The sequence below is a fragment of the Bacteroides sp. AM16-24 genome (assembly GCF_003471885.1).
In the GTDB taxonomy this organism is placed as follows: domain Bacteria; phylum Bacteroidota; class Bacteroidia; order Bacteroidales; family Bacteroidaceae; genus Bacteroides.
Genome location: NZ_QRKI01000005.1, coordinates 42,596 through 55,443, shown reverse-complemented (window position 1 = coordinate 55,443; position 12,848 = coordinate 42,596). Strand labels below are relative to the sequence as shown.

Annotated in this window: 8 protein-coding genes; 4 read left to right on the top strand and 4 right to left on the bottom strand. The window is 41.9% G+C overall.

Annotated features, from left to right (window positions below; all coding sequences use genetic code 11):
* Nucleotides 1-90 precede the first annotated feature (90 nt).
* Together DW182_RS07745 and DW182_RS07735 are read left to right on the top strand one after the other, a co-directional pair.
* The gene (locus DW182_RS07745; protein WP_233564108.1) at nt 91-471 is read left to right on the top strand and encodes an AAA family ATPase; all 381 of its coding nucleotides are present in this window, start codon (nt 91-93) and stop codon (nt 469-471) included.
* A gap of 197 nt (nt 472-668) precedes the next feature.
* A complete protein-coding gene (locus tag DW182_RS07735; RefSeq protein ID WP_117707177.1) occupies nt 669-1,604 on the top strand; it encodes a hypothetical protein in 936 nt (311 codons plus the stop codon).
* Between the two features lie 252 nt (nt 1,605-1,856).
* Here the strand turns inward: DW182_RS07735 and DW182_RS07730 are convergent, their stop codons facing one another.
* Entirely contained in the window at nt 1,857-3,950 is a 2,094-nt protein-coding gene (locus tag DW182_RS07730) for a BT4734/BF3469 family protein (protein ID WP_118295203.1), read from the bottom strand.
* A 445-nt stretch (nt 3,951-4,395) separates the two neighbouring features.
* On the opposite strand from DW182_RS07730, the gene DW182_RS07725 reads away from it, so the two are divergent.
* Nucleotides 4,396-5,019, top strand: coding sequence for an HU family DNA-binding protein (locus tag DW182_RS07725; protein ID WP_118295202.1), 624 nt, complete (start codon nt 4,396-4,398; stop codon nt 5,017-5,019).
* A 134-nt stretch (nt 5,020-5,153) separates the two neighbouring features.
* On the opposite strand, the gene DW182_RS07720 is transcribed toward DW182_RS07725, so the two are convergent.
* On the bottom strand, nt 5,154-6,002 hold the full coding sequence (locus DW182_RS07720; RefSeq protein ID WP_118295201.1) for a hypothetical protein: 849 nt from the start codon (nt 6,000-6,002) through the stop codon (nt 5,154-5,156).
* A gap of 241 nt (nt 6,003-6,243) precedes the next feature.
* On the opposite strand from DW182_RS07720, the gene DW182_RS07715 reads away from it, so the two are divergent.
* Nucleotides 6,244-6,579: a Spy/CpxP family protein refolding chaperone gene (locus DW182_RS07715; RefSeq protein ID WP_118295200.1), complete on the top strand. Its 336-nt coding sequence runs from the start codon at nt 6,244-6,246 to the stop codon at nt 6,577-6,579.
* 139 nt (nt 6,580-6,718) lie between these two features.
* Here the strand turns inward: DW182_RS07715 and DW182_RS07710 are convergent, their stop codons facing one another.
* Both DW182_RS07710 and galA read right to left on the bottom strand, forming a co-directional pair.
* A complete protein-coding gene (locus tag DW182_RS07710; protein ID WP_118295199.1) occupies nt 6,719-8,149 on the bottom strand; it encodes a glycosyl hydrolase family 28 protein in 1,431 nt (476 codons plus the stop codon).
* Nucleotides 8,150-8,229: 80 nt separating this feature from the next.
* Nucleotides 8,230-12,837 (bottom strand): beta-galactosidase GalA, encoded by a 4,608-nt coding sequence (gene galA, locus DW182_RS07705; protein WP_118295198.1) that lies wholly within the window; start codon nt 12,835-12,837, stop codon nt 8,230-8,232.
* Nucleotides 12,838-12,848: the final 11 nt, after the last annotated feature.

The following is a 12,848-nucleotide window of genomic DNA, read 5'->3' as shown; positions in this document are numbered from 1 at the left end:
TATCAACTATGTTTCTTGAAAGTTTTAAGTATACTTCAAACTTTTCCTTATCTTTGTAGAAGTTTTAAGTATACTTAAAACTTTTAGCGTATGGAATTTCCTAAGACACTGATTAAAAGAAATGGCTATATAGAAAGGATAAAGCCATTCATGAGGAAAAATATAGCCAAAGTCCTTACGGGACAGAGACGTGTGGGTAAGAGTTTTTTGCTATACCAACTTATGGAGCAATTACTTGCAGAAGAGCCGGATGCCAATATTATATACATAAACTTTGAGGACTTTGCATTTAGTCATATTCAGACGGCTGAAGATATGCACGCTTATATCATTTCTAAAGTCCGGAAAGAGAAGTATAACTACATTTTTGTTGATGAAATACAAGAAATAGTAAATTTTGAAAGAGTAATTCGTTCTTTGTTGCTAAGTGAGAATAACGATATATACATAACCGGTAGTAATCATAAATAGGCATATCTTTGTGAGAAGATAAATGTATTGATATGGTAGAATTACGTAAAATTGAACATGTGTCACATTTTTGAGTATAATATCGCATCAATGAGGGTATTAGAGAAAATTGGATTTGAGAAAGAGGCAATTATTAAATTGTCCGTCATAAAAGAAGGACGAATATTTAATGAATACATATATAGCATTATGAATATATGAAAGATGAAGCAATAAAACATATAATTAGCAGGTGTAATCTAAATGAAATAGTTGATATACTGTCCGATAAATTGAGTGGTTCAGAGTTAAACTCTTTGCTATTAGAGGTGTTTGACAGGCGTACCACAAAAGAAACGCCATCTTCCTTATTGAGTAAATACAGTAAAAACAAATTGGCTAAACCTGCACAATTAGATTTTCTGGAATTTAAAGAGGAAGAATTGGAATGCTGTAAAATAATTGCGAATAATAACTATGAATTAATTGAGTTATCCCCTGTTGCTCAATTAGGTACAAGCAGTGTAATGGCAACAGTAAATCAAAAAAAAGTTCTTACAGCACTAAGAAACACGGAAGTTCAGTCCGACCCAACAAATGCAATAGCTTTGCATTATGCTTCATTAAAGAAAAGTAATGAACTGTCTGAGAAAACATATAATTTTGGTAATGTATCAAGAGTTATAAGAACTCAGGTTTTCTCAAACCCCAATTTTACGCCTCATTTTCCTCTTTTGTGCCTAATCTCGTGCGGTATGGATACGGGTAGTTTTGAATTTGAAAGAACTGAATTACATAAACATTTAGCCATAACACAGAAGGTCTGCAAAGAAGTCTTTGGGTTTGAAAATATATTCTTTGAAATTATACCCTGCAAAGGATATGATGAAAAAAGTCAATTGGTATCAGATACATTGTTTTATACTAAAAATAGCGGTTTGGATATTCGTATTGCCAAATCAGATTCACATAATAATTATTACTACGGCATTAGAATTAAAGCTAAGATTATTATTGATGGGGTAGAACATGAAATAGGTGATGGAGGATTACTTAACTGGACTCAAAACTTATTGGCAAATAAAAAAGAACGTATGCTCACAATGGGGATAGGGATACAATTATTGCACTTATTTAAGAAACAAAAATGTTGAAATCTAAAGTCATATACGAAAGCGAAATAAACGAACATGTTAAGGTTATATACACCTATAAAGATACTTATCAATAATTATTAGGGGTGTAGTGGACAACTGGAAACCTTTTTCAATAATAAGTTTGCATAGTTTGTCAGCACTTCAGCACAACTCCATTTAATCTGTTGAAACAGAAACGGTTGCCTTATGACGGCAACCGTTGTGATAAGTGACGACAAACCGTTTGTCGTCACATTGAAAAATAAATTATTATAACTTTTCTACTCGGTATATAATACCTTTGCGAGTTCGCTTATATTCCAGGTTATTCTTCCGCAATATCCTTCCGAAGTGATTTACATTGCTTGCTGTCAGCTTTATATCCCTGTTCTTGCTCCGTAGATGTTCCAGTATTTGCATGGGAGACAAGTATTCGCCTTCTTCTCCCTCCTCCGGTGAACGAAAATAACAATGAAATAACTGCTCAATCGGACTCATTTGCTCGAATTCCCGGTTCGTTTCATGCAAAATAGCCTCATCGGCATCATCAAACCAATAACGTTCGCCCTTTACGATGGCTTCCATCGCCTGTGCATAGAGTTGGCGGTAGTTGATGGTTACGTTGGTATCAATCGGTGCGGTCACTTCTATACAGATGAAACGGCGGCTGCCGCTCGGATCGGTCAGCAAGTCTTTCTGATTGCTTGTCCCGATGAACGAGGCATAGCGCCGCATTTCCTGTATGCTGCTGCCATACGGTTTGCGCAGGTTGGCAACAGGCTTTTGCAATAAATGCTTCAGAAAACCCTGTTGATTGATACTGACCTGGTCGAATTCATCGATGTTGATCAGCATAAAGCGCCCCAGGTATAGTTCTGCATCCCGTTTGCTCTTGAAGTCCAGGCTGTCGGTGTAGCCGAAACGGAGTTCGGGAGGAAGGATGATGCGGCAATAGGTCGATTTCCGAAAACCCTGTGCACCCACCAATAGGGGAGATGTACTGTTGGAATGCAACTTATCGAGCCCCCTCCAATGCGCCACCATATTCAGGAACCAGCGGTAGAAAAGTTCCCTCCAATGAGGATTGTTGCAGGGCACAAGGTCGGCCAGTGCGCGGATGCGGTCTTTCCCGTCCCAGCGGCCCACGTTGCAGAGGTAATCTTCCACCGGATTATAAAGCGGTACTCGATTGGAGGATAAATACCTGTTCACATCCCTGTCCCACACACGGATGCCTTCTTGCAGGGCATCCATGGCTATGCTGTTTTTTACGCGTTGGTCTACGGATTTGAAATAAAAATGAATGGAGTCCCGTTGCCGGTATTCCAGGTCGTTCGTCAAAGCGTTGAAGCGGAATTCGAATCTGCGTTCCATAAATTCGTTCAGCCGGAAGGCGGTAGCCTGTTCCGGTGTCAGGGATTTCTTTTTGCCGAACCCCTTACATTCCTGATAGAGGTTGTGGATAGTTGTCCGCACGGTTGTTTCATCCGCTTGCTTGAAATAATGTATCATGACTTGGCGTACAGTCTCTTCCTCCGGTATGCCTGCCTTGAAACAGTGTTCTGCCAGACACACCAGCAGTTGCTGCAAGTCGTCGCCCCGTTTCCATTCTTCCATTTCATTCAGTGCTTTGCTGAGGGTTGTTTCAAACAATAATGTGAAGGTCTGTGAGGTTTCGTAACCCGGTTTCAGTCTTGACAATGGGTTCTTTTCCGTCAGTTGGCGTTGCCGGAAAGTTTCTTCACCGGGCATACCGAAGGGCTGCTCAAGGCAGAAAGGAATGGCTTGCCGGTTGAAGTAAGGATATGCATCAAGCGTCATGCGGCAGCTTTGCGTCATAGAAGGCTCTCGCAGCGTGATGGGAAACGGCAATATGGGCTGGTAGCATTGCACGGCCATGCGGTAGGCATGTGCGTGAAAAGACTCCATGTTTTCTTCTTTCACCGGCAAATTTCCGTCCGGCAGGGCGAATTTCACCCAGATTTTCACGCTCCGTCCACTGCTTCCGGCAAAAGCCGCCCAGGTTTGCGGTAACAAAGCCGCCTGCCGTTTCACCAGTTCCACTTCGGACAATCCAGCCAAATGGTTTACTTCCAACATCACTACGCCGTTGTAGTGTTTCAGTTTTCGCCCGTTTTCCCTGCTTCTTCCGAATTCCACGGAGGGATAAATGCGGGGCAACTTGTCGATGTGTTCGTAATATCCTCCGCTGTCAGGATTCGTGTAAAGAAGCATGGAGCGCAATCTTGTGACGTGTTCCTCTTTGGTTTCTGTTTTTATCCGGTCTATCCATGCGTCAGCTTCGCAGGTGCTGAGGGTTTCTTTTCCACTCTCCCGGTCTTCTCTGATAAGAGTTATTTTCATCCGTATATGTGTTTTGAAATAATTGAGCAATAAGGGTTATTCCTTAGCGACCGCAAGGTACGCATAATATGCGCTGAAAGCAAATTATAAATGCCTTTTATGATTCTATTTATCCTTAAAGACTGTCGTCCTAAATGCATGAGAAAAATTAACGAATACTTAAGGGAAAACTTGCTTTTGCCCTATTGATTTCGTATCTTTGCTTACTCTAAAACTTCGCCCTGCAATTGCGGGCCCGACGGTTTCGATATGGGAACCGACCAGCCTGCAACTGCCCACCGGACAGCCCGCAATCGTAGGACGAAGTTTTGGAATAGGTATAAGAACATTTATCCTAAGCCAAAAGCACAAAAACGACAGACTATCTGCACATTTCTCTGCCTCGTTTTGGCTTTCAATCACTTAAGAAGAACAGTATTAACCCTTTAAACAGAAACAAAAAACAATGGCAGCACAGTATGACTTCCAAAGAAGACCTAACCCGAAGGGTGACGGCGAACCACAACCCTTGTATCCTCGCATCGTGAACAAGGGTACGATTGACACAGAACGTTTGGTTAGTGACATTTCCCGAATGTCCAGTTTCAGCCCCGGTGACATCCATGGTTTGTTGGCGGCGATAGAGGATCGGGTTTCATATTATTTATCCGAAGGACACCACGTTCAGTTGGGCGACATGGGATATTTTTCGGCAGGCCTGCAAGGCCGTCCGGTGATGGATCCGAAAGAAATCCACGCGCAGACTATCTTTTTCGGCAAAGTGCATTTCCGTGTATCACCCGATTTCCGCAAGCGGTGTGCCGGTTCCGTGGAGCGTGCCAAATATGGTTTCCGTAAGAGTGCGGAGCTTGGCGGTGCCGAGCGTTACCACCGTTTACTGGTGTTTTTGGAGACGCATCCCTTCATTACACGCAAAGATTACAGCAGTATCACGGGACTTTTGAAGAATAAAGCGCTGGATGACCTCAATTTGCTTGTGGAAAAGGGATATTTGAGCACAATCGGGCGTGGTTCGCATAAAGTGTATGTACGTGCTGAACCACAGGATGTTAAATCGGAAAATTCGTAAATATATCGAAAAAACAGTGCTGATAAACAGTTTGTCAGCACTGGTCGCAACGGTTGCCAGCACAAGGCAACCGTTTGTTTTATTGTATATTAGCTGTCTTGATGCTGGAGTGCTGACAACTATCGAAAAAACTTTCATTGTGCAGAAATTCCTCTTGTTTGTTTTTTGGGGGGTGACAAACTTATTGCCCACCGTTCGGTTTTCTGGATTTTATTGCGTACGGTGAGTACTTCCCATTGCGGAACTTTTTTCAAAATTTCACAGATGTGTTCTATATAGAGATTTTTACGTTCTTCCATGATACTGTCCGGACGAATTATGTGAACTTCTATACTATCGATGCTGCCGTCCGCTTTGGGCAGTACTGCGCATGATATTACCACTTTTGTATTTGCCAGTTCCGGAAAATAATCTCTATTGAACTGTGTCTTAATTAAAACCATAGCATCTTTTATAGATGTTCCCTTTTTTATAGAATTCCGGTAGTTGGTTTTAGAAATGATTCTGCCTTGTTCCACCTGGTAGTCCGTTTCATTTTCATATTCCCTATTAAAGCCCATGTGGACATAATAGATCTGTTCACCGGAGACGACTTTCAGTTCTCCGCTGAACCAGGAGGCTACCACCCGGCCTCGTTTGTCTTGATACTGATTGAAGATTCCATTTAAATCAACGGTAACTTCCGGCACAGTGTCGGGGTATATAAAAAGGCTTTTGCTGTCTTCGATTCTTTTCAGAATTAGCTTATCATCTTCTATTTGCCACGTGGCCTGGTATCCTCTCCAGCAGGCTGTACAGAAATTCTCGTTGGAGAGACGTTCGCGCACCTGTCTGCTAATGATTGAATCGTGCTCTATCGGGCACGTTTCCAACATAAAAGTGTCTTTTCCGATAATGATGAGATCGGATATCTGTCCGGTTGCTTGGGCTGAAAGGAGGCAACAGAAGCACAGGAGGTGGAGGAGGAAAAGTTTTCGTGCCATAGTAGAAAAAGTTATATCTGCAAAAATAATTGTTTTGTGTATAAGAAAGGAGTTTTATATAAGAAATTTGTTCTCATCCCCCTTGACTTGGTGAGAGAATAGTTTCTGTTTCATCTATAAAAACTTCCTCTTGGTCGATTTTCTTGCTGGCGGGATTAAACTGTTTCATGTGAAAAGAGTCATAGATGCATATTTGGTGAATTCAATGAAAATATAGCTCACTTTTAAATGCATTAGAATTATGAAGAAGCAAATTTTAGGTTTGGCCGTTGTTCTGTTTATGGGCTCGGCAGTATGTATGGCTCAGGATAACAGAGGTGAACGTCCTGACATGTCAAAGCGTATCGAACAGATGGTGACGGATCTGGGACTGAATGAAACTCAGGCTAAAGAATTTAAGGCGGTAATGGAGGAAATGAGACCAAACAGAGATGCTTCGGGCGAAAGACCTTCACGCGAGGAAATGGAGAAAAAACGTAATGAGGCAGATGCGAAACTCAAAAAGATTCTGACGGACGAACAGTATAAAAAGTATCAGAGCATGAGGCCTCAGAGAGGACAGAGAAGAGGGAAATAAGAAACTGCTTTGCAATGATAAATTAGTTGATGAGGGGAGAGGGGTAAGGCAGGGTATCTGTCATGCTGAGCGCAGTCGAAGCATCTCTTCTCCTTTTGCATGAAGAAGAGATGCTTCGACTGCGCTCAGCATGACAGCATTACTTCCGGAAAGTAATATCTTCTGTATGTTCACCCACAAAGATGCGTGCCATATCTCCGGTCTTATACCATTTGGGTTTATCGGGCATGTCATCATAAATCACTTCACCGTTTATTTGCAAGTTTTCAAAACGAATGTTTTTCACTTTCCGTTCTTTGTTATAACCGATAATCATGGAAACTTCCGCATTCTCTCCCGTGTAGGAGATGTCCTTGAACAATACATTCTCAATGCCTCTGCCCGGTGCTTTGCAATATTTCTCATTGTAGAAGATGCGCAAATTGACTAACTGTCCTTGTCTGAAATCTTCTATCCGGATATTCTCGAAACGCACATTGCGGATCAGATTATTATCGCCTGCATTGATGGCGAGGCAGCCTTGATAATCCAATTGCTTCTCTTTATGATCCAAAATGTCGATATTGATATAATTCAGGTTTTCCAGAATCTCAGGGTTTTCAACGTCTCCGTGAATACCGATAAAGATGGGGTGCGCTACATCCGCCCAAAGGGTGGAGTTTTGCATGGTGATATTTTTGCAACCGCCGGTAAATCCCAGACGAGTTCCGTAGACAGTGGTGCAATCGTCGGAGTTACGGCAAAATACGCCGTCGAACAATACATTGTTACTGGCAAATACATTCATGCCGTCGCCCCAACCGTAAGAACTGATGGATTTTACATTGCGTATCGTTATGCTGTCCGATCCTCCTGTGGGGCATTGGGTAGTGATAACTCCTTCTACTAATACATTTTTGGAATTGACGATACGTAACCCTGCCCAGCGTTCGGGAATAACGACCCCTCTTCCCAGAATCTTCACATTCTGAGCATTTACCACTTGGATGCATCCTTTTACGAGAGCTCCTCCCGCTACATAAACCGTCTTTCCGGACGGAACATTCAGTGTGTCTCCGGGAAAAGTGTGTATGCCCGGACCGAAGTAAATCAGATTCTTATCCTTCTGTTTCTTGGGTTTCTTCTCATCTATCGGATTGGCAAAGAGATGAAGATTATGGAAAATATCTCCGTTTACTTCTACTGACAAGTTACGCGGACGATCTAGTTTGAAGGTCATGGTATTGCCGTTTATCGCAGGGGTTATTCCGTAAGATAACGGGCGGACTCTGCCAGTCTGAATTGTTCCATGATTGAACGTGACTGAAACCTCTACTTCGCCCGAAAAATCGAAATAGCTCATGGAAGCCTTTTCTACATTATGCTTGGTATTCCGCACTTCATCTACTTTGACCATGTAGGTAGCTACCGGTTTCCACTCTTTTCCGGCTTCCCTCACTTTGACGGTGAAGTCATTCATGAGTTCGGCTCCTTGAGGTGCCGGATAGGTAACTAACTGATTTTGCGAAGTTGCACTTTGGATTGCAACTAACAGGATACTGGTGATGAATATAATTTTCTTTAGTTTCATATTATGGTATTACATTAATTTCTATTGAATACGAATTGCACGGGAAATCCACTTATTTCAGTTTTATAAATATTAAATTATTATTCGACTTTGAGCACTACTTCAGTTTCTTGCAGGCCATTCGCTGTTGCTTTTAATACTATCTCTCCAGCTGTCTTGCCGGATTGGACTAAAACTTGGCAATATCCGTTGAAGGCTTTGCGTTGGTTCGCTTTGTCCGGTTCGTGACTACTAGGGTTGCCATTGCCGGTTCCGATTATTTTCCCTGGTCCGTTAAGCGTAAATTTAATGAGATTATCGGCAGTGGGTACCACACGTTTTTTTGAATCCTTTACCGCTACATTAATGATGGCAACATCACATCCATCTGCTTTTAGTCTGCCACAATCGCTTGTCAGCGCTATTTGTACCGGTGCTGTTGTCGTTTCTCTGACTTGTTTAATAATAACTTTTCCGGCCTTATAACCTTTTGCTTCTATCTTTCCCGGTGTATAGACTACTTCCCACTCCAGGCGATTGTAGGGTATAGCTTTTTGTTTCCCGATACTCTTTCCATTGATAAGTAGTTCTACCTCATCGCAATTGGTATAACCCATTACTTTTATTTTTTTGCCAATCTTATCCGGCCAATTCCAATGTGGAAATATATGTATTACCGGACTTTCGGTCCATGCTGCTTTGTAGGCATAATAGCCATCCTTTGGAAAACCGCACAGGTCCATGATGCCGAAATGAGAAGTTACGCTCGGCCATTTGTATATGGGAGTCGGCTCTCCACGATAATCAAATCCCGTCCAGGTAAACTGTCCTCCAAGATATGGATAATCTACAATCTGTTCCCAGTCTTTTCCGGGCAGCATACCCCAACCAACTCCTTTTCCCATATTTGAAACATATCCTTTCTGGAAATTATCTTCATATTCTCCACGTGTAGCAACAAAACTTGTTGATTCCGTAACGATCATTAGGCGATCGGGATATTGTTCCTTATCTTTCACATATTGACTGTCCCGTTGCCCGTAATTATAGCCTACCACATCGAGCAGGTTGCTGTAGCCGGCAGCATTCCAACCATGATTCATTCCGGCGGTGATTTGGCGTCCGGGGTCCAGTTTCCGGGTTAAGTCCGCCATGGTTTGGAGTATACGTGCTCCTATGGGAGTACCTTCAATAGGCTCTTCATTTTCGAGGCACCACATAAAGACAGAAGGATGATTCCGGTCACGTAAAATCAATGTTTCCAAATCTTTCAGACCATCTTCTGTACTTGACAGCATTCTGTTTTCGTTCAGGAATAACATTCCCATACGGTCGCAAATGTCCAGTAATTCGGGAGCTGCCGGGTTATGGGCGGTTCGATAACCATTGCATCCCATTTCTTTCAGCAACTTAATTCTATATTGGTTTATCTTGTCAGGAACTGCCACACCGACACCTGCAAAATCCTGATGGTTTGCTGTTCCTTTTATAAGATAACGTTCCCCATTCAAATAGAAACCATCTTTTCTTACTTCAGCGGTTCTTACTCCAAAAGAAGTCTGGTAAGTGTCAACCACTTTTCCGTTTACCATGATTTCTGTTGTCAGTGTGTACAGATTGGGCGTTTCGGGTGACCAAAGTTGTGGATGTTGAATGTTGCCTTTTTGTTGGATGTCTATTTTATCGAAAGCACCAATAGTAAGAGTTGTGTGCTGAACATCCTGTTCCACTCCTTTTTCATCCTTAATCTTAGAAATGATTGTTACTTCTTTCTCCTCTCTGTATTCGTTTTCCAGTGTCGTCTGAATGTTTACAGTAGCTTGCTCTGCTGATATCTGTGGAGTGGTGACGTAGGTTCCGAAACGGGCAACATGCAATTTATCAGTTTTAATAAGCCATACATGCCGGTAGATGCCACAGCCTTCATACCACCATCCTTCAAAATCAGTAGCATCTACTTTTACTAAAATAACATTTTCACCTTCATCTCCATAACGTAAAACGTCGGTTAAGTCATAGTGGGAGGGGATATAGCCACTGAGGTGATTTCCCATTAAATGGCCATTTACCCATACGGTGCTATTCCTGAAAATGCCATCAAACTCAATAGAAATTTTCTTGCCTTTATCTGATTCGGGTATGGCAAATTCTTTCCGGTAAAAGCCAACGCCTACCGGAAGGAAACCATGTGACACCAGTCCTTGAGGTGCTCCGTCTATGGTTACGGACTTGTCATTAACAAACTGTTCCTCTACACACCAGTCGTGCGGGAGCGTAACCTCTGTCCAGTCTTTCCGGTTGAAAGGTTCTGCTTTATCCTTGTCGTTATAAGCAATGGTAATGACTTCTCCATCTACTACCTTTTTGTCGGTATCAGTGATGCCACCATATTTCCCAGCTTTCACGGCGCGCTCAATCCTGAGGTTTCCTAAGTGGAATAGCCAATCGGAATCAAAATTGTCTCTGGTTCTTTTCGTTTGTGAACTGGCTTGTACAGATGAGGAGAGGGCGAATTTATATGTTCCCGCTTCTCTCAGTCTGATAGTTTTCTGCTCATCTTGATTGATGACATTCACTATGCATCCTGCCGGTATTTCAATTTCATTCTCACCATTTGCCTTGAGCTTGAGCTTTATATATCCTTCTTTTATCGGAATGCGTGCATTGATCCATTGTAAATGAAGCAGTTCCGGGCGTATGGTATATTCGTTTGTCTTTTTATCTGACTGGCTGAATCCTATCAATCCATTCAATACGCCTACAACAACTGGCACACCGTTGGCTCCATGGCAAAGACTCAATCCGTAAGGGCGATTATAAAATGTAAGTTGTTTTTCGCCTGATGCTTTTGGACTGAAGTTTTCGGGAAATCTGCTATGGCCTTGATGCATCCAATCACCGAATACTCTATCTATAAAACTCCATAACTCTTTAATTTTATTCGCTTTGGCATAAGCCAACATTTCATATCCTTTTTCGAAGCTTATGTCTTCATAATAATAGGGAATATTGGGCAATATGTTTTTAAAAAGGTTGTCATAGTATTCTTCCGGAAAAATATCGGCTAAAATGGCCCAGTACTGGGCATGGTGTGAGATGCGTTTGTCTATTTCTCCTTTATCGTTCGTACCGTTAATGAAAGCTTTTCTTTCTTCATCCCAGAATTTCTCGAAAATATTCTTTTTAATTCTCTCCGCTTTTTTACGATACTCCTTCGCTCTATCTTTCTCTTTCCATCTATCTGCAAAATCAGCCGCAATCTGATAATTGCAATACAACATGATTTGAGGATATGAAGCGATACCTCTTGCTGTGGGACCATTCTTGGTAGACCATCCGGGAATATAGCCTGCCGAACCGCTTTTTCCCGGAAGAAATCCATCTTCATTGACTATTGAGTCGTAAAAGTTTATTAGCTGAATAATTCTGTCTTTGTATTGATATGAAGTTTCTATATCTCCATATCGTTTGTAATTCTGCTTCAGACCGATAAGAGCATGTAGTGGATAATCTGTTACGCCTAAATCAGATAATTGTGGATGAAAGGGCATAAGCGATATCGAAATTCCATTTTTCGAAACTTGCTGATCACCGAATAGATAATCACCTGCAAAGGTGCTGACAATGGCATCCATTGCCCACGGTAAGAAATCTCGTTTGATGCCGTCCAGATAAAAATAGTGCATACTGGTGTGGAGGGTGGCACTACTCATATTAAACAGGTTATTGATATATGTATCGTCTGACTCGAATTGCATTTGATGTTCTACAGGCCAAACTGCTGCACTAAATTTTATTGAACTAATTTCGGCTTCTTCGCTACACTCTATAGAAGCATATCTGAGTGCGCGTTCGGGAAGCCTGATTTCGGATTCATTTTCTGATAGAGTAAATGGAGGTATGGCAAATTGTTCAAACAGTTTCTCATTGGTATTCAATGCTTCTTCCGGTGTTTCTCCTACACGTACAGTGACCGCTCCTTTTCCTTTTGCCCGAAATGAAAGTGTTCCTACTTCGAGGTGGAAGAAGTCGACTATTGCATATCCATTCTTCTTTATTGTAACTGCATCCGGAGCATTTGAGGTAGAGTTGTGCAGGAGACGAATTTGAATGGGTTTCAATTCTACAACTAAGTTTTGCGAGGCATCATCCGGCAAGATTTCCGGATTCTTGTATTTATCTGAGCTTTCGGGTATTGTCCAATATGAATTGTCCATACTTGCGTACCAACCTTTATCATCTTCGATTTCCTTGTTTCCTTCTACAATGATGCATGGAAGGGTTTTGTTGGTTTTTACCTGGAATAAGAGAGTGTGTTTTCCAGGTGGCAAGACGGTATTGCGCTCGGGTGAAGTTATCTCATTTCCATTCACAAAAAGGGTTATCTTTTCGGGGCCTGTCCATCTGATTGCTGTAGCCTCTTTAAGTCTGATTGTTTTTTTGAAATATGCCTGAGTGTTAGCAGCAAAGAATTTTCCCGGATAGCCGACATTTACACAACGACTTTGGGATATTTCTTTGCATTTCTGCTGCTGAAAGGCGGCAAGTTGTCCCGGATACCACATATAACTGCTGCGTCCTGTTTTTTGTGGTTCACGGGTAATGATTGTTGCATGTTTATCCAGCAAAGGGTCATAGGTTGCTTTTTGTGCAATCCCCAAGGAAATGTTTATTGCCAGAATAGCTAATAGTAATATTCTCTTTTTCATTTTTCTCTTTT